This is a genomic window from Rahnella sp. P4_A8 (assembly GCF_056402435.1).
Map to the genome: position 1 here is coordinate 50,807 of NZ_JBFUHK010000019.1, position 20,102 is coordinate 70,908.

16 protein-coding genes are annotated in these 20,102 nt (G+C 50.8%); 9 read left to right on the top strand and 7 right to left on the bottom strand.

Annotation, left to right across the window (positions count from 1 at the left end):
• Positions 1-98 precede the first annotated feature (98 nt).
• Both pgm and seqA read right to left on the bottom strand, forming a co-directional pair.
• The gene (gene pgm / locus AC1DUO_RS12315) at positions 99-1,742 is read right to left on the bottom strand and encodes a phosphoglucomutase (alpha-D-glucose-1,6-bisphosphate-dependent) (protein ID WP_119261854.1); all 1,644 of its coding nucleotides are present in this window, start codon (positions 1,740-1,742) and stop codon (positions 99-101) included.
• Between the two features lie 24 nt (positions 1,743-1,766).
• Positions 1,767-2,321, bottom strand: a complete 555-nt coding sequence (seqA, locus tag AC1DUO_RS12320; protein ID WP_037037064.1) for a replication initiation negative regulator SeqA — start codon at positions 2,319-2,321, stop codon at positions 1,767-1,769.
• A 241-nt stretch (positions 2,322-2,562) separates the two neighbouring features.
• Here seqA and ybfF point away from each other — a divergent pair, with 241 nt between their 5' ends.
• Entirely contained in the window at positions 2,563-3,345 is a 783-nt protein-coding gene (ybfF, locus tag AC1DUO_RS12325) for an esterase (RefSeq protein WP_119262248.1), read from the top strand.
• 261 nt (positions 3,346-3,606) lie between these two features.
• Positions 3,607-3,888 carry a LexA regulated protein gene (gene ybfE / locus AC1DUO_RS12330; protein ID WP_015690259.1) on the top strand — a complete coding sequence of 94 codons (282 nt, stop codon included), beginning with the start codon at positions 3,607-3,609 and terminating at the stop codon, positions 3,886-3,888.
• Between the two features lie 76 nt (positions 3,889-3,964).
• Here ybfE and AC1DUO_RS12335 read toward each other — a convergent pair whose 3' ends face one another.
• Positions 3,965-5,629, bottom strand: coding sequence for a methyl-accepting chemotaxis protein (locus tag AC1DUO_RS12335; RefSeq protein WP_015690260.1), 1,665 nt, complete (start codon positions 5,627-5,629; stop codon positions 3,965-3,967).
• Positions 5,630-6,050: 421 nt separating this feature from the next.
• On the opposite strand from AC1DUO_RS12335, the gene fldA reads away from it, so the two are divergent.
• Both fldA and fur read left to right on the top strand, forming a co-directional pair.
• Positions 6,051-6,578 carry a flavodoxin FldA gene (fldA, locus tag AC1DUO_RS12340; protein ID WP_013576468.1) on the top strand — a complete coding sequence of 176 codons (528 nt, stop codon included), beginning with the start codon at positions 6,051-6,053 and terminating at the stop codon, positions 6,576-6,578.
• Positions 6,579-6,890: 312 nt separating this feature from the next.
• Positions 6,891-7,346, top strand: coding sequence for a ferric iron uptake transcriptional regulator (fur, locus tag AC1DUO_RS12345; protein ID WP_013576469.1), 456 nt, complete (start codon positions 6,891-6,893; stop codon positions 7,344-7,346).
• Positions 7,347-7,474: 128 nt separating this feature from the next.
• Here fur and chiQ read toward each other — a convergent pair whose 3' ends face one another.
• From chiQ to nagE, 4 genes are all read right to left on the bottom strand, one after another.
• The gene (gene chiQ / locus AC1DUO_RS12350; RefSeq protein WP_015690261.1) at positions 7,475-7,810 is read right to left on the bottom strand and encodes a ChiQ/YbfN family lipoprotein; all 336 of its coding nucleotides are present in this window, start codon (positions 7,808-7,810) and stop codon (positions 7,475-7,477) included.
• Positions 7,811-7,823: 13 nt separating this feature from the next.
• Positions 7,824-9,194, bottom strand: a complete 1,371-nt coding sequence (gene chiP, locus AC1DUO_RS12355; protein WP_240433002.1) for a chitoporin ChiP — start codon at positions 9,192-9,194, stop codon at positions 7,824-7,826.
• Between the two features lie 478 nt (positions 9,195-9,672).
• On the bottom strand, positions 9,673-11,343 hold the full coding sequence (gene glnS / locus AC1DUO_RS12360) for a glutamine--tRNA ligase (protein ID WP_015690263.1): 1,671 nt from the start codon (positions 11,341-11,343) through the stop codon (positions 9,673-9,675).
• A 192-nt stretch (positions 11,344-11,535) separates the two neighbouring features.
• Entirely contained in the window at positions 11,536-13,572 is a 2,037-nt protein-coding gene (nagE, locus tag AC1DUO_RS12365) for an N-acetylglucosamine-specific PTS transporter subunit IIBC (protein ID WP_119262249.1), read from the bottom strand.
• A 385-nt stretch (positions 13,573-13,957) separates the two neighbouring features.
• Here nagE and nagB point away from each other — a divergent pair, with 385 nt between their 5' ends.
• From nagB to asnB, 5 genes are all read left to right on the top strand, one after another.
• Positions 13,958-14,758, top strand: coding sequence for a glucosamine-6-phosphate deaminase (gene nagB / locus AC1DUO_RS12370; protein ID WP_013576474.1), 801 nt, complete (start codon positions 13,958-13,960; stop codon positions 14,756-14,758).
• Positions 14,759-14,907: 149 nt separating this feature from the next.
• Positions 14,908-16,047: an N-acetylglucosamine-6-phosphate deacetylase gene (gene nagA, locus AC1DUO_RS12375; protein WP_013576475.1), complete on the top strand. Its 1,140-nt coding sequence runs from the start codon at positions 14,908-14,910 to the stop codon at positions 16,045-16,047.
• A gap of 20 nt (positions 16,048-16,067) precedes the next feature.
• Positions 16,068-17,291 carry a DNA-binding transcriptional regulator NagC gene (nagC, locus tag AC1DUO_RS12380; protein WP_119261856.1) on the top strand — a complete coding sequence of 408 codons (1,224 nt, stop codon included), beginning with the start codon at positions 16,068-16,070 and terminating at the stop codon, positions 17,289-17,291.
• A gap of 57 nt (positions 17,292-17,348) precedes the next feature.
• Positions 17,349-18,101 (top strand): HAD-IIA family hydrolase, encoded by a 753-nt coding sequence (locus AC1DUO_RS12385; RefSeq protein ID WP_015690266.1) that lies wholly within the window; start codon positions 17,349-17,351, stop codon positions 18,099-18,101.
• Between the two features lie 359 nt (positions 18,102-18,460).
• Positions 18,461-20,102: asparagine synthase B (gene asnB / locus AC1DUO_RS12390; RefSeq protein WP_477987486.1), on the top strand; the 1,642-nt coding region annotated here is incomplete at its 3' end.

The following is a 20,102-nucleotide window of genomic DNA, read 5'->3' on the forward strand; positions in this document are numbered from 1 at the left end:
ATTTAGATAACTCTTTTTGATGTCTGAACTTCCGGCAAAAAATGGACAAAAAAAAAGCGCTGAATAATCAGCGCCTTTGATGAGAAGCAGAGAACGGCTTATTTAGCGTCGGCAAGCACTTTGCTGACGATTTCTACCGCTTCTTTCTCGATTTGCTCACGGTGTTCAGCACCGAGGAAGCTTTCACAATAAATCTTGTAAGCTTCTTCTGTACCGGACGGACGGGCCGCGAACCAGCCGTTTTTGGTCATCACTTTCAGGCCGCCGATGGACGCGCCGTTGCCCGGTGCGTTGGTCAGACGGGCGGTGATCGGGTCACCGGCCAGCGTGTCGGCTTTCACCTGTTCAGGAGAAAGTTTAGACAACGCGGCTTTCTGCGCATGAGTCGCAGGTGCCTGAATACGGTTGTAGCTTGGTGCGCCAAAGCGGGCAGCCAGCTCATTGTAATGTTCCTGCGGGTTCTTACCGGTAACGGCAGTAATTTCCGCCGCCAGCAGGCACATGATGATGCCGTCTTTGTCGGTAGACCACGGCGTGCCGTCGAAACGCAGGAAAGAAGCCCCTGCACTTTCTTCGCCACCAAAACCGAAGCTGCCGTCAAACAAACCATCAACGAACCATTTGAAACCAACCGGCACTTCCACCAGTTTACGGCCCAAATCTTCCACCACGCGGTCGATCATCGCACTTGAGACCAGCGTTTTACCGACGGCAACGTCTTTGCCCCACTGCGGACGGTGCTGGAACAGATACTGAATCGCCACCGCCAGATAATGGTTCGGGTTCATCAGACCCGCAGGCGTCACGATACCGTGACGGTCATAGTCAGGATCATTAGCAAAGGCCAGATCGAATTTATCACGCAGCGCCAGCAGACCCGCCATTGCGGATTCGGACGAGCAGTCCATACGGATCACGCCGTCGTGGTCGAGATGCATGAAACGGAAAGTCTGATCGACTTCATCGTTCACCAGCGTCAGATCCAGTTTGTAATGCTCCGCGATGCGTTTCCAGTATTCGATACCGGAACCACCGAGGGGATCCACACCCAGTTTCAGACCCGCTTTCTGAATCGCAGCCATATCAACGATGTCGGTCAGCCCTTCGATAAACGGCTGAACCAAATCTTTCGCTGCCAGATGACCACTTTTCCACGCCAGATCCAGAGACTGACGTTTCACACCTGTCAGTTTCGCGGCCAGCAATGCGTTAGCACGTTTCTCAATCACGGAGGTCAGGTTGGTATCCGCCGGACCGCCGTTGGTCGGGTTATATTTGATGCCGCCATCTTCCGGTGGGTTGTGCGAAGGCGTGATGACGATGCCATCCGCCAGCGCGCCGCCGTTACGGTTATGCGTCAGAATGGCGTGAGACACAGCCGGTGTCGGCGTAAACCCGTTGTTTTCCTGAACAATGACATCAACGCCATTGGCGGTCAGCACTTCCAGCACGGAAATAAACGCCGGTTCAGACAACGCGTGCGTGTCTTTACCCACGTAGCATGGCCCGGTGGTGCCCTGCTCTTTACGCACTTCGGCAATCGCCTGAGCAATCGCCAGAATATGCGCTTCATTAAAGCTGTGACGCAACGCGCTACCGCGATGGCCGGACGTGCCGAATTTCACAGCATGCGCCGTGTTTGCCGGATCCGGTTGCAGAACGTAGTACTGTGACGTTAACTGCGCCACATTGATCAAATCGCTTTGCTGAGCAGGTTGCCCTGCACGGGGGTGATTAGCCACTGGCGCTTCTCCCTTACGCTGAAATTAAAGGGTGCCGCAAACTTTGTCAGTCAGTTCCGTCGGGAACTGCATGAGCTGCATGATGTGTTCAATCATGCTGCGTTTGCGACCTGTGTTGGTATTCGTAATAACCCAATACGGCGTTCCGGGAACGTGTTTAGGCTTGGTATGAATGCCGTTTTGCAGCAAGGTTTGCTGGTCACCGGCAAAGTAAGTCCGCGTGCGCCCGGTCAGAGAGTCGGTCGCCGTCGCAAATTCTTTAGGGTTCAGGGTATACAAGGTCGAGAGGATCAGCATAAAACGGTTAACCGCTTTAGTCTGTTCTGCGTATTCGTCGGACAGCAACAGTTCACGAACGGCGCGGACTTTATCACGCGACGTCGGTGCGGCGGCGGCGGCAGGTTTTTCCTGCGCGACAGTTCCGGCGATAACAGAAGTGGTCACTGGTACGGCAGGAGCGGTCTGACCGGCAGTAAACTTCAACATACGGCGTAAAATATCAGACGCACTTTCACCGATTGCTTGCGTGTGGCTGGCAATGTAGCGGTAGAGTTCTTCGTCAACCTCAATAGTTTTCATCTTTATCCAGTACTGTTTTTCTACTTAATTCATTCGAAAGGATTATACAAATTTCTACGCAGTAACAAACAGAGGAATTGCGCCGCGAAGTAAAATCCAGACAACTTCCCGATTTTGCTGCATGCAGGCTCCGGCCCGTTCTGCTCCTGGTAGTCAAATCCCGCTCAGGCATCTGGCAGAAACTTTCTGTTTTAAAAAATTATCCGCAAGTCATGATAACCTAATGAGATTGTTTATCTGTATGAACTTCTCTATGAAATTACATTATCGCCTGCAAGAATCTGAAGTCGCTGGCAGCACTGCACTGCCGGTTTTGCTCATCCACGGATTGTTCGGCACCCTTGATAATCTGGGCATTCTGGCCCGGGACCTGAGACAACAGCATAACGTGTTACAGGTGGATTTGCGTAATCACGGCCAGTCAGGACGTTCTGATGAAATGTCTTACGCCACCATGGCGCAGGATTTAGTGGAAACGCTGGATGCTGTTGGTTTCCAAAAAGTCATTGTGATCGGCCATTCAATGGGTGGGAAAGCGGCGATGGCGTTGACGGCACTGATCCCCGACCGTATCGAAAAGTTGATCGCCATTGATGTCGCGCCGGTGGATTATCACGTGCGTCGCCATGATGAGATTTTTGCGGCGATTAATGCCGTGACCGAGGCAGGACTCCGCGACCGTACCTCCGCTACCGAATGTATGCGCACGTATATAAAGGAAGACGGCGTGATCCAGTTCCTGCTCAAATCATTCCAGCAGGGAGAATGGCGCTTTAACGTGCCGGTGCTGCTCAGTGAATACGAAACTATTACCGGCTGGGAAGACGTGCCTCCGTGGGATCACCCGGCGCTGTTTATCCGTGGCGGGCTATCGCCGTATGTGCAGGATGAATATCGCGACGCGATTGCCCGACAATTTCCGCAGGCCAAAGCGCATGTGGTGGCGGGAGCCGGTCATTGGGTGCACGCGGAAAAACCCGATGCAGTACTGCGCGCGGTGCACCGTTTCATCGATGCGGCCTGAGGTTTAACATCCTGGGGATAAATTGTGCAAAAAGTCTGCACAACTTAAGAAGTTATCATGAAATCAGGGTAATCAGGCGTTGTGAACCCCTGGTGCGCCAGTGTATGATTGCGCGCTATAATTTTGCCGCCCCGTTTACTCACAGTGAGTCGCGGGAGGTGAATTGGGTCAGGGTTTCTTAGCCCGAAATGTGTGAAACGCTCGTCAGGAACCGGCTTGCGGTTTTCCGATGTAAAAACTTCCCTGGTTGTACCGCTACCTATGGCAAAAGAACAACTGGATCGCACGACGATTGATCTGTTCGCAGATGACCGTCGTCCGGGGCGTCCAAAAACAAATCCGCTATCCCGTGATGAACAGCTCAGGATCAATAAGCGCAACCAGTTACGCCGCGATAAAGCGAGCGGCCTGCGTCGTGTGGAGCTGAAAATGAATGCCGATGCTGTTGATATGCTCAATAAGCTGGCAGAAGAACGCAATATCAGTCGTAGCGAATTGATTGAAGAGATGCTGCTGTCGCATCTTAACGGTCATGAAGGCTGATTGAAAAGCGGGTAACCCTCTCAGGCTACCCGTTTGTTTTTTCTTACTTATTCCATATTAATTCACGTCTTCCTGCTCAGAACGTTTCCCAGTTTTCAGCACTTTTCGCCGAAAGCATGCTGGTATCCGGACGCAATAACGGTGCGGAAATTGACTTCCCCGGACGTGAACCGACGCTCGTCACGCTATCTTTAAGTTTGAACGTAGCAACGGCATTGTTCAGCAATGAAGCCTGCTCTTCCAGTGATACTGCAGCCTGCGACGCCTGTTCTACCAGCGCGGCGTTCTGCTGTGTGACGCTGTCCATTTCTGTGACGGCAACCGCCACCTGACTGATTCCTTTGCTTTGCTCATCGGATGCAGAGGCGATTTCCGCCATGATGTCAGTGACATGCGTAATTGAGCGCACCACTTCATTCATCGTCTGACCGGCGTTTTCAACCAATTTCGAACCGCTGTCGACGCGGGAAACCGATTCGCTGATGAGCTGCTCGATTTCTTTCGCCGCCTGCGCACTGCGTTGTGCAAGATTGCGCACTTCGCTGGCAACCACTGCAAAACCGCGCCCCTGCTCGCCCGCACGTGCCGCTTCGACGGCAGCATTCAGCGCCAGAATGTTGGTCTGGAAAGCGATGCTGTTAATCACAGAAGTGATTTCAGCAATTTTCTTCGAGCTGCCGGAGATATCTTTCATGGTGCTGACCACGTCTGCCACGATGTTGCCGCCCTTCTGCGCGGTGGTGGAAGCCTCCATCACCAGCTGGCTGGCGTGATGCGCGTTATCGGCATTGTGTTTAACGGTAGCCGTCAGTTCTTCCATGCTGGCAGCGGTTTCTTCCAGCGCCGACGCCTGTTCTTCCGTACGGGAAGACAAATCGTTGTTCCCGGCTGAAATTTCTGACGCGCCCTGATAGATGTGATTGGTGCAGTTGCGGATGGTCTGAACGGTATTGACCAGGCTCAACTGCATCTCGTTCAGCAACGGAATCAGCTTACCGGCGCAGTTTTTACCGAATTCTTCCAGATAAAACGTCAGATCGCCGCTGGCGATCACCGCGAAGTGACCGCGGATTTTATCCAGCGGCTTCACCAGCGCCATCACCAGATAACGGTCAGTCAGCAATAAAATCACCAGCCCGATACCAAATGCCGTCAGCAGAATCACTTTGCTAAATGACGTCAGATGGGTGGATTGCCGTTGTGCCGCATCAAAATCGACAGCGATCTGACCGCTGACTTTCTCCATCGATGAGCCAAAGCTGCGGCTCAGTGCAGGTACGGTGGAATTGGCTAGCTGGTTATAGGACTCCGTATTTTTGCTGCGGGCTGCGTCGAACAATGGCGTGACGCCCTGCGTGATCAGATTTTCCCAACTGGTGATCAATTCCTGCACGGAGGAATCTTCCAGCCCCGGATGCGGTGCCGCTTTAAAACTGGCCAGTGCCTGCGTCAGCCCGCTGAGTGATTGTTTGGCGGTATCAAAAATTTCCGGACCTTTTGACGGATCGGCCTGAAGCTGTGCCACGGCGCGGCTCAGGCGCGTCACGGTACGAAAATACTGATCATTTCCTTTATTGATCAGCGCCATATTGTTGACCAGCTCGGTACTATTTTTGGTATTTTGGGTCAGTGTGTCCAGTGAGGTGACGGTGTAAAGGGAAACACCTGCCCACATGACGCAAAAGATGCCAAGAATGGTTAATAAAGCGGCCCTGATGGTGATATTTTTTAAAAACTGCACGATATGCCTCTCTCGAAACATGTCTGTTTCTGGCCTGAGGATTGACGGGGATGCGGAGAATCAAGACAGGTAACCAGCAGGCAAGTGCCCCAGGACATGTTTGAACACCTCTCCGGGCATCGATTTCTTTATTATGTTGAGATTGCTCCCGAATCATCTATCGGCGGAATGTTCTCGAAATTTAGTATTGTGACGACTTATTTCTCAAACTTGCTTTTGACCTCATTAACCCTGAGGTTAATTCGCCGCAGGTGAAAGCACACAAAGGCGATAACACTTAAAAATATTGCCCGATAAACTTATTTCCCAGTTAAGAAGGCGAGCAGAAGCATATTCTCCGCCGCACGAGTTTGCTATCATCTGCATTATTATTGCCTGCGTTGCAGAGCACTTCATTGAGAACAAGAGGTTAGGTAATCTTATGGCCGTTGTAGGTATCTTCTTTGGATCCGATACAGGTAACACCGAAAACATCGCAAAAATGATCCAGAAGCAATTGGGTAAAGATGTTGCAGAGGTGCATGACATTGCGAAGAGCAGCAAAGAGGATCTGGAAAAATTCGATATTTTGCTTATCGGCATTCCAACCTGGTATTACGGTGAAGCGCAGTGTGACTGGGACGACTTTTTCCCAACGCTGGAAGAGATAGATTTCGAAGGTAAGCTGGTGGCACTGTTTGGTTGCGGTGACCAGGAAGACTACGCCGAATATTTCTGCGATGCGCTGGGCACCGTGCGCGATATCATTGAGCCACGCGGCGCAGTGATTGTCGGACATTGGCCTACCGAAGGTTACCACTTTGAAGCATCTAAAGGCCTGGCGGATGATAAGCACTTCATAGGACTGGCAATTGACGAAGATCGTCAGCCCGAACTGACCAGCGAACGTGTTGATGCCTGGGTGAAACAGATCACAGAAGAACTTAGCCTTTCTGAAATTATTGGCTAAAAACCCTGTTGGCCCTGAGGATTTATTCTACAATTGAAGGGCCAAACTATTACTGAAATTAACAATTTAACTGCTACAAAATTGTAACTTTCGGTCGTATCAAGGTACACTGAGTTCCTCTGTTTTTTCTATTGATCAAGTCGTTGCATTCCAAATGTGACCGGCAATTTGTGATCTTTATTAACAGGCTGTCGTTGACGAGAATTGGCACATTGCGTTAAACGAAGAGACTAAACGAATAATTTTGTGCCGCCGATGCCACAGGCTGCATGCCTCAACTTGATTAGCACATAGTAACAGGACTGAATCCGCATGACTGACAACAACACCGCACTGAAGAAAGCCGGCTTAAAAGTCACGCTTCCGCGCCTCAAAATCCTGGAAGTGCTGCAAGCGCCGGAAGGTCATCACGTTAGTGCGGAAGATCTTTACAAGCAACTGATTGATATGGGTGAAGAAATTGGCCTGGCGACGGTTTACCGCGTTCTGAACCAGTTTGACGACGCCGGTATTGTCACCCGTCATAACTTCGAAGGCGGCAAGTCCGTATTCGAACTGACCCAGCAACATCACCACGACCACCTGATCTGTCTGGATTGCGGTCGTGTGATCGAATTCCGTGACGAATATATTGAAGGTCGTCAGCGTGAGATTGCTAAGAAACACGGTATCAAGCTCACCAACCACAGCCTGTATCTGTACGGCCACTGTGAAGCAGGCGATTGCCGCGAAGATGACTCTTTGCACAACGATAAACCTGCGCAGTAATCTGCACAGGCTTTGACTAAATTAACCGCTGAAAAGCGGTTTTTTTATGTCTGATATCGACGCAGATTGAGCCCGGATAGCAGGCATAAAAAACCCCGGCAAGCCGGGGTATGTTTCGCTGCTGAGATTCACGGCTTAGGTGAATTGTTCGTTTTTATTTCCTGCCAGATTTTCCCGCAATCAGCAGCATATGCCTGACCGTCGCCAGTTTTACGCGCCGTCAGACATCGCTGATAATCCACCACGCGCACCGTCTCCTGTTCTGCAAATTGCTGGTGGGCTTTTTCCTGTTTCAGTTTATTCAGTAACACCTCGCAGGATGCCAGTTTGTCCGGATTGCCTTCTGACGTATTGATACAGGCACGGTAATCTTCCCGCGTTTGGGATATTTGTGCCTGATCGGCGGTGGGTGCACAACCGGCCAGCAAAACAGCCGAAACCATGATCATCAGTAATTTATTCATCGACATAGCGACCTCAGAAAATAGTAAATGGAGCGATAACGATGAATTTCACGTCTTTTTCATCCTGGAAAATGTTGCCGTAACCGCCGCCCCAGCTCGGTATGTCCGAATGGTTGTCGTACTGGGTGTAATGCAGTTTGAACAACGTCCCTTTGGCGCGCCCTTCCTGAATGGTGTACAGCGCATCCAGGCTCCATGCGCTTTCTTTCAGACGCTGGCTCTGGTCATAAGCGGCGTTGGTGCTCGGTTTGGCATCCCACGCATAGACGTACGAACCACCGACCGCGAACCCCGGCAGGTCCCATTTCGCCAGATCATAAAGCACGCCGGCATATACTGCTTTTTCACCGTTGGCGTTGAAGTCCGAGCGGTTGTCCCACCACACATCAAGACGGCCGTTTGAGGAAGAATAAGTCGGGGTCATGCGCTGCAGGAAGTAGCCCTGATTCCCTTCCGCTTTCACCATCGTCCCTTCCAGACGCCAGTTAAACTGCCCGGTGGTATAGCCAAAGGTCAGTGCCTGCAACCATGCCAGACCGTCATACAGACTGTTCGGATCATTCTTGTCACTGATGCGGTCTTCTGCACCATAGAACTGATAGCTGGTGGTCAGCGGATTGCCCAGCAGATCCATTTTGTACGAGGCCTTAGCAAAGTACTGATCGACATAACTTTCAGCCTGGCCAAATGCGCCTTCCAGTACGAAGTCATTTTTAAAATCATATTTCGCACCGAGCGAATGAATATAAGAAACGCCGGTTTTCTTGTCATTCTGGCGGAAATCATCCATTTCCAGATGCCACGGCGATTTATATTCATCAGCCCACATATAGGAGAAACTCAGTTCACCCGGGTCACCGAAATCGTGTTTATAACCGGCTTCCGCACCGCGATACGTACCCGGCATAAAGCTCCAGTGCGGTGCGATCAGCGTCTGTCCGGTAGGCTGAATATACCCTGCGTGCCCCCAGAATCCGCCATATTTGAATTTACCGGCTGCCTTATAAAGACTGACCCCACTTTTATCCCCGGAGTAATCTTCGTCGTAGGCGCGGTTGCTGTTAGAAAAGGCGATTTCGTTGGGATGGCCGCTCTCGCTGCTCTCGGCCATTTCAATCGCCGTAAAGGCTGCGATATCAATACCAAACATGTCCCAGGCATAGCCGGAAGAAAAATCGAGGTTCAGGTTAGCGGTAGAATGCGAAAGGTTGGTTGTATAGTCTTTGTAGTGGTCACTCGCCGGATCCATGTCCTTGCGGTCACGTTCACGCTGCCAGTAGTACACACCGCCGGTCAGTGTGGAATCATCAATAAAACCGGCTGCTTTGGTCCCTTGTGAAAACATCATTCCGCCACCCAGTAAGGTGCCGGCGAGAGAATACATGGCAGGTTTCAGGTAAGCCGATCCCCTGCCCCTGTTACGGTGCTTGTGCATAGAGATTCCTCATGTTGACTAAAAAAACGAGCAAAACCCAAACGGGTATAAAAAGCGGTCGCCAGAGGCGTAACCGGTTAAATCAACATCAAGAGTATTTTTCGCGACGCGAATTATCAATGAGTAATTAATCATTAATTATCGAAATATGACAAAGTGCACATAAAGATGAAAAAGCATTACAGAGGTATGCAGGAAAGGATTAAAGCAATGGACTATAATAATATATAATTAAAACATACGATTAAACAAAATCATCTTACAGTTTAAACGTTTCAGCAATATGAACGGCTGTGGCACAACGTTTTAAAAGTAAGCATAGGAAATACATTAATTCGCGACGAAAAACAAAAGGCATCTCTGACAAGAATAACAGGCGAAAAAAAACGCAGCCTGAACTGCGTTTTTATTACCTCATACTGAGGGCTTACGCGACGGGTTTGCTTTCCCAGGTATCACGCAGGCCAACGGTACGGTTAAACACCAGATGTTCAGCACTTGAGTAGCGGTTGTCGGCACAGAAGTAACCTTCACGCTCAAACTGCAGGCTGATTTCAGCCTGTGCAGCCACCAGTGATGGCTCCACGAAACCGTGGGAAATCACCAGGGAATCCGGGTTGATGGTGGTCAGGAAGTCTTCCGCCTGGCCCGGGTTTGCGACGCTGAACAGACGGTCATACAGGCGGAACTCAGCCGGTTTGCCTTCAGACGCGGACACCCAGTGGATCACGCCTTTCACCTTGCGGCCATCGGCAGGATCTTTGCTCAGCGTGTCGATATCGTAAGAACAGAAGATAGTGGTGATATTCCCTTCCTCGTCTTTCTCGATACGTTCTGCTTTGATCACATACGCATTACGCAGGCGCACTTCTTTGCCCAACACCAGACGCTTGTACTGCTTGTTGGCTTCTTCGCGGAAATCAGCCTGATCGATGTAAATCTCACGGGTAAACGGCACTTCGCGGGTGCCCATTTCCGGTTTGCCCGGATGATTCGGCATCTTCACCATCTGCACATCATCACCGGTAAAGTTTTCAATGATCACTTTAACCGGATTGATAACCGCCATGGCGCGCGGTGCGTTCTCGTTGAGATCGTCACGGATGCAAGATTCCAGCGCCATCATTTCAACGTTGTTATCCTGCTTGGTAACGCCGATACGACGGCAGAATTCACGGATAGATGCCGCGGTATAGCCCCGGCGACGCAGACCTGAAACGGTCGGCATGCGCGGGTCATCCCAGCCTTCAACAATCTTCTCGGTCACCAGCAGGTTCAGCTTGCGCTTGGACATGATGGAGTATTCGAGATTCAGACGGGAGAATTCGTACTGACGCGGGTGGCATGGAATAGAAATATTATCCAGAACCCAGTCGTACAGACGACGGTTATCCTGGAATTCCAGCGTACACAGCGAATGGGTAATCCCTTCCAGCGCATCGGAAATGCAGTGGGTGAAATCGTACATCGGATAGATGCACCATTTTTTACCGGTCTGGTGATGTTCTGCGAATTTAATACGGTACAGAACCGGATCACGCATGACAAAGAATGGCGAGGCCATATCGATTTTTGCACGCAGACACGCAGCGCCTTCGGCGAACTCACCGTTACGCATTTTTTCAAATAACGCAATGTTCTCTTCCACGGTGCGATCGCGGTACGGGCTGTTTTTACCCGGCGACGTCAGGGAGCCGCGATATTCACGGATCTGGTCAGGAGACAGTTCATCAACATACGCCAGACCTTTGTTGATCAGTTCAAGCGCATAAGCATGCAGTTGATCAAAATAGTCCGAGGAGTAATGAATATCGCCGCTCCAGTCGAAACCTAACCACTGGACGTCGCGTTTGATTGACTCAACGAATTCGATGTCTTCTTTTGCCGGGTTGGTATCGTCAAAACGCAGATTACACTGGCCCTGATAGTCTTGCGCGATGCCGAAATTCAGGCAGATAGATTTCGCATGACCGATGTGCAGATAACCATTAGGCTCAGGTGGGAAACGGGTGTGAACGGTATTGTGTTTCCCGGTCGCCAGATCTTCATCAATAATCTGACGGATAAAATTTGTTGGGCGGGCTTCAGCCTCACTCATTGTGCAATTCCTCTACGCAACATTGACTCTACGGATAACCGCTTATGTTCCAACAAGCCACGCCGGGAAACAACCGTTAGTTGCATTAAATCGTGGTTATCTCTGGTGCCTCTGTCCTCAGACAATAAAAAGCGGGAAGAGATCGCTCTCTTCCCGCTGCCACTACGTCGACCTGTTACATCATCCGCAGGGTTATTTGCCCTGGATATCGAACAGTTTCGTTTGACCGGCAACCACTGAACCGCTGGCCAGTGACGTCACACCGGTATAATCATCAATATTGCTGACGACTACCGGGCTGATCATTGAGCGCGCATTGGCATTCAGATAATCCAGATCCAGTTCCAGTACAGGCTGACCGGCAGTGACTGTTGCCCCTTCTTCAACCAGGCGGGTAAAGCCCTGGCCGTTCAGTGCAACAGTATCAATCCCCATATGCACCACGATTTCAGCACCGGAAGTCGTTTCCAGGCAGAACGCATGATTGGTATTGAAGATTTTCACCACCGTGCCCGCAGCCGGCGACACAACGATTTTATCGGTAGGACGGATGGCAACACCATCACCCACCGCTTTGCTGGCAAAGGCTTCATCAGGCACCTGATCCAGCGCCACAATGTCACCGGTAACCGGAGACACTAAGGTTTCCACTACCGTTTTCACGCTGTTTGGCACTGCCTGAGGTTTGATTTCAGACAGTGGCGCAGCCGGAGTCACGGTAGCCGCAGCAATCGGGCCTGCATTCAGTGCGGTACGCATCGCACCGGCAATGATTTCGGCACGGGTACCGACAATCACCTGCACGCTTTGTTTATTCAGACGGATAACTCCTGAAGCGCCCAGACGTTTCGCCAGTCCGTCGTTGACCAGTGCGGAGTCTTTCACGTTCAGGCGCAGACGGGTGATACAGGCATCAATGCCGGTCAGGTTTTCTGAACCGCCGATGGCACTGATATAACGACGTGCCAGAGCAACGGTTTCGTCACCTTTGTTGCCAGCAGATTCCACATCAACGTCGTAACCGTCCGCTTCGTCACCGGCCACTGCCAGTTCACGTCCCGGGGTCAGCAGGTTGAATTTCTGGATGGTGAAACGGAACACCACGTAGTAAATCACGAAGAACACCAGACCCTGAGGGATCAGCATGTACCAGTGAGTCGCCAGCGGGTTACGGGAAGACAGCACCATATCCACCAAACCTGCGCTGAAGCCGAAACCGGCAATCCAGTGCATGCTTGCTGCGATGAAGACCGAAATACCGGTCAGTACGGCGTGAATCACATACAACACCGGCGCAACGAACATGAAGGAGAATTCCAGCGGTTCGGTGATACCGGTAAAGAAGGAAGCGAAAGCAGCAGCCAGCATGATACCAGCAACTTTTGCTTTGTTTTCAGGACGTGCGCAGTGGTAAATCGCCAGTGCCGCGCCCGGAAGACCAAACATCATGATCGGGAAGAAACCTGCCTGATAACGACCGGTGATACCCACCACCGCTTTACCTGACTGGATAGATTCCTGACCACCGAGGAAGTTAGGGATATCGTTAATACCTGCAACATCAAACCAGAACACGGAGTTCAGTGCATGATGCAGACCGACCGGGATCAGTAAACGGTTGAAGAAGGCATAGATACCGGCACCGGCAGAACCCAGTTGCTGGATATGCTCACCGAAGGTCACCAGACCGTTGAAAATCAGAGGCCATACATACATCAGGATGAAGGCAACGATGATCATCAGGAAAGAAGTCAGGATAGGAACCAGACGACGACCACTGAAGAATGACAGCGCTTTCGGCAACTCGACGTGGCTGAAACGGTTGTACAACTCAGCAGAAATGATACCGACTAAGATACCGACAAACTGGTTATTGATTTTACCAAATGCCGCCGGCACCTGGTCTAACGGGATCTTCTGAATCATGGACACGGCTGCAGGCGAACACAGCGTGGTCAGCACCAGGAAACCGACAAAACCCGTCAGTGCAGCTGCACCGTCTTTGTCTTTGGACATGCCATACGCCACACCGATCGCAAACAGTACGGACATGTTTTCAATAATGGCGGAGCCAGATTTAATGAAAAATGCCGCCAGCGCATTGTCTCCCCCCCAACCCACAGGGTCGATCCAGTAACCGACGCCCATGAGGATTGCGGCGGCTGGCAACGTAGCAACGGGCACCATTAATGCCCGGCCAATCTTTTGTAAATAACTCAGTATATTCAACATTCCCCCTACTCGCCCGTAAGCGAATCACCAAAGTAGTTTAATTAGTATGTTTACTACCTTTTACATTTACCGTTCCGATTTAACCAACTGCAATTGCGAGTGTAAAAATATTATTTCGTATCGCAAATTAAAACCTCTCTTTTTGTGAGATTTGTCACCAAAAAGAGGTCATAACATGCCATTTCACTGGTCAATACACCAAACTTATTTTATCATTAAAAAAATCCAGACGGTATTGTGCCAGTCATAAACCGTTGCGGTGGTTTACGCTTAACAAGACCGCCCTGAACCCAAAACTGCTTTCTGACTTATTGTCCCGCGCTAGCACTTCTGCGGAGGACAGACACATTATATTCAATATTCTGAAACTAAGAGGTATCTGATGAGACTTATTCCATTAAACACCCCCACTGAAGTTGGCAAATGGGCTGCACGTCATATTGTTGAACGCATCAACGCATTTAAACCCACTGCTGACCGCCCTTTTGTTCTGGGCTTACCAACCGGTGGTACGCCGCTCGAAGCTTACAAACATTTAATCGCCATGCATAAAGCAGGCCAGGTTAGCTTTAAGAACGTAGTGACCTTCAACATGGACGAATATGTCGGTCTGCCGCAGGAACACCCTGAGAGCTACCATACGTTTATGTACAAAAACTTCTTTGACCACGTTGATATTCCACGCGAAAACATCAATCTGCTGAATGGTAATGCACCAGACGTCAACGAAGAATGCCGCCAGTACGAAGCGAAAATTAAGTCTTACGGCAAAATTCACCTGTTTATGGGCGGCGTGGGTAATGACGGTCATATCGCATTCAACGAACCAGCCTCTTCTCTGGCTTCCCGTACGCGTATCAAAACCCTGACCCATGAAACCCGTATCGCGAACTCACGTTTCTTCGACAACGATGTCTCTCAGGTGCCAAAATACGCCCTGACCGTTGGCGTGGGCACGTTGCTGGACGCAGAAGAAGTGATGATTCTGGTGACCGGCCATGCGAAAGCGCAGGCGCTGGAAGCGGCAGTTGAAGGTAATATCAACCATATGTGGACCATCAGCTGCCTGCAATTGCACGCGAAAGCCGTTATGGTGTGTGACGAACCGTCCACCATGGAACTGAAAGTCAAAACTGTTAAATATTTCCGCGAGTTAGAAGCGGAAAATATGAAAAATCTCTGATCCAAAATTATGCCCAAAGCCAGTCGGGTTGCGGCAAGGCGGCAACGAGCGAATCTCCGGGAGCTTACTGAAGTAAGTGACCGGAGTGAGTGAGGCCGCCAACGCAGCAGCAGCGTGACTGGAGAAGGGCAAACGTACTAGGGGGCATGATGTACGCTTTAGTGAACGGCCGGGTCTATACCGGTCATGACGTTCTGGATAACCACGCGGTGGTCATTGCCGATGGCAAAATTGAACGTGTCTGCCCGGTAAGTGAATTGCCGGCGAATGTGGAAACCCGCAGTCTGGATGGCGCCATTCTTGCCCCCGGATTTATCGATCTGCAACTTAATGGTTGTGGCGGCGTGCAATTCAACGATTCACTGGAAGCCATTTCAGTAGAAACGTTAGAAATCATGCAGAAAGCCAATGAAAAATCCGGCTGTACCAGTTTCTTACCGACGCTGATTACCTGTAGCGACGACTACATGAAACACGGTATCAGCGTGATGCGTACCTATCTGGAAAAGTATCCTAACCAGGCACTGGGTCTGCACCTTGAAGGACCCTACCTCAGCCCGCTGAAAAAAGGCACGCACAACCCGGCCTTTATCCGCCTGCCAGACAGCGCGATGATTGATTTTCTGTGTGCAAACGCGGACGTGATCACCCAACTGACGCTCGCACCCGAACAGGTTGATGCAAAATATATCCGCCAGATGCGTGATGCAGGAATAGTGATTTCCGCAGGCCATTCAAATTCCACCTATGCTGAAGCCCGTGCCGGTTTTGCCGCAGGTATCAGCTTTGCTACGCACCTTTATAATGCAATGCCAGCCATCACGGGCCGTCAGCCTGGTCTTATTGGTGCAATCTTCGATACGCCAGAAGTCTATACCGGCGTGATTGCTGATGGTCTTCACGTTGACTGGGCGAATATTCGCAATGCGAAAAAGCTCAAAGGCGAGAAGCTGGTGCTGGTCACTGACGCAACGGCTCCGGCTGGCGCGAATATTGATGAGTTCATTTTTGCCGGTAAAACAATATACTACCGTGACGGACTCTGTGTGGACGAAAACGGAACACTGAGCGGCTCTGCGCTGACGATGATCGAAGCGGTACAAAATAGCGTCGAACATGTTGGCATCGCGCTGGACGAAACGCTGCGTATGGCAACGCTTTATCCGGCACGCGCCATTGGTGTTGAAGACCAACTGGGCAGCATCGAAGCAGGTAAAGTCGCCAACCTCACCGCGTTCACTCATGATTTTAAAATCACAAAAACTATCGTTAATGGTGACGAAGTTTAATTGAGCGGATAACAGCATTGATGACAACTGGCGGACAGCAGGCACAAATCGGCAACGTTGATCTGGTTAAGCAGTTAAACGGCGCGGCGGTTTACCGCCTGATTGACCAACAAGGTCCCATCTCGCGCATTCAGATTGCTGACATGAGTCAGTTAGCGCCCGCCAGTGTGACCAAAATTACCCGACAATTGCTTGAGCGCGGGCTGATTAAAGAAGTTGATCAGCAGGCTTCCACCGGAGGGCGCCGCGCTATTTCTATCATCACCGAAACCCGCCCTTTCCATACCATCGCAGTACGTCTTGGTCGCCATGATGCGACGATAACGCTTTATGATCTCAGCGCAAAATCGCTGGCCGAACAACATTACGCCCTGCCCGAACGCACTCAGGAAACCCTGGAGAACGCGCTGTTCGAGGCTATACAGCAATTCATTGAACTAAATCAGCGCAAAATCCGCGAACTGATTGCCATTTCCGTCATCCTTCCGGGGCTGGTCGATCCGAATAAAGGCATCGTGCGCTATATGCCGCATATCAGCGTGGGCGCGTGGAAATTAGTCGATACGCTGGAAGCCCGGTTTAAAGTCACCAGTTTTGTCGGCCACGATATCCGCAGTCTGGCGCTTGCCGAACACTACTTCGGTGCAACCCGCGACTGTCAGGACTCCATTTTGGTTCGTTTACACCGTGGTACCGGTGCCGGAATCATCGTTAACGGCCAGATTTTTCTCGGCAGTAACGGCAACGTCGGTGAAATCGGCCATATTCAGATCGACCCGCTGGGCGAACGCTGCCACTGCGGTAATTTCGGCTGTCTGGAAACCGTTGCGGCTAACGCTGCCATCGAAAATCGGGTGCGCCATTTACTGACGCAAGGCTACGCCAGCAAGCTGAGTCTGAATGACTGTTCAATTTCGGCGATCTGCAAAGCGGCCAACCGCCACGATCCGCTGGCAACCGAAGTCATCGAACACGTTGGCCGCCAGCTGGGTAAAGGGGTGTCGATCGCGATAAATCTGTTCAACCCGCAAAAAGTCGTGATTGCCGGCGAAATCACCGAAGCCGATAAGGTTCTGCTTCCGGCAATTCAGAACTGCATTAATGCGCAGGTTCTGAAAGATTTCCGCCGTAATTTACCGGTAGTGACCTCTGCCCTGAATCATCAGTCAGCGATTGGTGCGTTTGCCCTGGTTAAACGGGCGATGCTGAATGGCGTTCTGTTACAGCGTCTGATGGAAAATTAAGACGTGCTATAGTATCTGGCTGCCAGGAATGGGACTGAAAATGTGGGTTTGGAAATTATGACGATAAAGAACGTAATTTGTGACATTGATGGCGTGCTGTTGCACGACAATACCGCAGTACCTGGCGCCGATCGTTTTCTGGCGCGGATTCAGGAACAGGGAATGCCTCTGGTTATTCTCACTAACTACCCTTCCCAGACAGCACAGGATCTGGCAAACCGCTTCGGCGCTGCCGGTCTCGACGTGCCTGAAAGTGCATTTTTCACCTCTGCGATGGCCACAGCCGATTTCCTCAAACGTCAGGAAGGCAAAAAAGCCTATGTCGTCGGCGAAGGTGCGCTGATTCATGAACTCTATAAAGCCGGTTTTACCATTACCGATATCAATCCTGATTTCGTGATTGTCGGCGAAACCCGTTCTTATAACTGGGACATGATCCATAAAGCCGCCTATTTCGTGGCAAACGGCGCGCGCTTTATCGCGACAAATCCTGATAACCACGGACACGGTTTTGTTCCTGCCTGCGGCGCATTGTGTGCACCGATCGAAAAAATTACCGGACGCCAGCCATTTTATGTCGGCAAACCGAGTCCGTGGATTATCCGTTCGGCGTTAAATAAAATGCAGGCGCATTCCGAAGATACCGTCATTGTGGGGGATAATCTGCGTACTGACATTCTGGCGGGCTTCCAGGCAGGTCTGGAAACCGTTCTGGTGCTGACTGGCGTTTCAACGCTCAACGATATTGAGGGAATGCCTTTCCGTCCGACCTGGATTTACCCTTCAGTTGCCGATATCGACGTGATTTAAGCGTTTCCGGCCACTGCCTGAAAACGAGCCTGGATCTTTATTCAGGCTCTTTTTTTTGTCTTGCCGTCTGATTTTTATCCACTTTTCTCTTTTTTGAATCCTCCTCAATTTTTGGCGATTAAATTAATAATCCGCTAATAAAATCGCCATAAAACTGGTGATTCATCAAAGATCACCCACCATCAACCAACTATTTATCAGAAGAGCGTTAAACCACTTGCACAACATAGGGGTTTTGACGCATTTTCATAGTCAGCAACGCAACAACGCCGGGCTAAAACTGAAAGAACGGCAACGTTGATCCTCATTCGTAATCATAAAAATAACAGCCAGAGAAAGGTCGTTAGGGAGAAAGTCATATGTGTTCAATTTTCGGTGTGCTCGATATCAAAACTGACGCTGTCGAGCTGCGCAAAAAAGCGCTGGAACTGTCGCGCCTGATGCGTCACCGCGGACCCGACTGGTCCGGTGTGTTTGCCAGCGATAAAGCCATTCTGTCGCATGAGCGTCTGTCCATTGTCGACGTGAACAACGGCGCACAACCTTTGTACAACGCAGCACACACCCACGTTCTGGCTGTGAACGGCGAAATTTACAACCATCAGGCATTGCGCGCAGAACTGGGCGACAAGTATGAATTCCAGACCGCATCTGACTGTGAAGTCATTCTGGCGCTGTATCAGGAAAAAGGCCCTGCCTTCCTCGATGAACTGCAAGGTATGTTCGCCTTTATTCTGTATGACACAGAAAAAGACGCGTACCTGATTGGCCGCGACCATCTGGGCATTATCCCGCTGTACATGGGCTACGACGAACACGGCAACATGTACGTCGCTTCAGAAATGAAAGCGCTGGTGCCGGTTTGTCGCACCATCAAAGAATTCCCGGCAGGCAGCTATCTGTGGAGCCAGGACGGTGAAATTCGCGAATACTACCAGCGTGACTGGTTTGACTTCGAAAACGTCAAAGACAACGTCACTGACGCTGCGGCGCTGAAAGATGCACTGGAAGAAGCGGTAAAAAGTCACCTGATGTCTGACGTGCCTTACGGCGTGCTGCTGTCTGGTGGTCTGGATTCCTCCGTGATTTCCGCCATCACCAAGAAATTTGCCGGCCGCCGTATCGAAGATAAAGATCAGAGCGAAGCCTGGTGGCCGCAACTGCACTCCTTTGCCGTCGGTCTGCAAGGTTCACCGGACCTGCGCGCTGCTCAGGAAGTCGCCAACCATTTAGGCACCGTGCACCACGAAATTCACTTCACCGTGCAGGAAGGTCTGGATGCTATCCGCGATGTTATCTATCACATTGAAACGTATGACGTCACGACTATCCGCGCATCAACGCCGATGTATCTGATGTCGCGTAAAATCAAAGCGATGGGCATCAAAATGGTGTTGTCTGGCGAAGGCGCAGACGAAGTGTTGGGCGGCTACCTGTATTTCCATAAAGCACCAAACGCTAAAGAATTCCATGAAGAAACCGTGCGTAAATTGCTGGCCCTGCATATGTATGACTGTGCGCGTGCCAACAAAGCCATGTCAGCCTGGGGTGTTGAAGCCCGCGTCCCGTTCCTGGACAAAAAATTCCTCGACGTCGCGATGCGTATCAACCCGAAAGACAAGATGTGCGGCAACGGCAAGATGGAGAAACATATCCTGCGTGAATGTTTCGAGTCTTATTTGCCACACAGCGTGGCCTGGCGCCAGAAAGAACAGTTCTCTGATGGCGTAGGTTACAGCTGGATCGATACCTTAAAAGAAGTGGCCTCTCAGCAGATCACCGATCAACAGCTTGAAACTGCACATTTCCGTTTCCCGTACAACACGCCGACCTCGAAAGAAGGCTACCTGTACCGTACGATTTTTGAAGAGTTATTCCCGGTGCCAAGCGCGGCTGAATGTGTGCCTGGCGGGCCGTCAGTGGCCTGTTCTTCAGCGAAAGCTATTGAATGGGACGAAGCGTTCAAAAACATGGACGATCCTTCTGGCCGTGCCGTTGGCG

Excerpts from the sequence above, each read along its gene's own strand:
- seqA (WP_037037064.1), bottom strand. The coding sequence starts at position 2,321 with ATGAAAACTATTGAGGTTGACGAAGAACTCTACCGCTACATTGCCAGC.
- ybfF (WP_119262248.1), top strand. The coding sequence starts at position 2,563 with ATGAACTTCTCTATGAAATTACATTATCGCCTGCAAGAATCTGAAGTC.
- ybfE (WP_015690259.1), top strand. The coding sequence starts at position 3,607 with ATGGCAAAAGAACAACTGGATCGCACGACGATTGATCTGTTCGCAGAT.
- fldA (WP_013576468.1), top strand. The coding sequence starts at position 6,051 with ATGGCCGTTGTAGGTATCTTCTTTGGATCCGATACAGGTAACACCGAA.
- fur (WP_013576469.1), top strand. The coding sequence starts at position 6,891 with ATGACTGACAACAACACCGCACTGAAGAAAGCCGGCTTAAAAGTCACG.
- chiQ (WP_015690261.1), bottom strand. The coding sequence starts at position 7,810 with ATGAATAAATTACTGATGATCATGGTTTCGGCTGTTTTGCTGGCCGGT.
- chiP (WP_240433002.1), bottom strand. The coding sequence starts at position 9,194 with ATGTATTCTCTCGCCGGCACCTTACTGGGTGGCGGAATGATGTTTTCA.
- glnS (WP_015690263.1), bottom strand. The coding sequence starts at position 11,343 with ATGAGTGAGGCTGAAGCCCGCCCAACAAATTTTATCCGTCAGATTATT.
- nagB (WP_013576474.1), top strand. The coding sequence starts at position 13,958 with ATGAGACTTATTCCATTAAACACCCCCACTGAAGTTGGCAAATGGGCT.
- nagA (WP_013576475.1), top strand. The coding sequence starts at position 14,908 with ATGTACGCTTTAGTGAACGGCCGGGTCTATACCGGTCATGACGTTCTG.
- nagC (WP_119261856.1), top strand. The coding sequence starts at position 16,068 with ATGACAACTGGCGGACAGCAGGCACAAATCGGCAACGTTGATCTGGTT.
- AC1DUO_RS12385 (WP_015690266.1), top strand. The coding sequence starts at position 17,349 with ATGACGATAAAGAACGTAATTTGTGACATTGATGGCGTGCTGTTGCAC.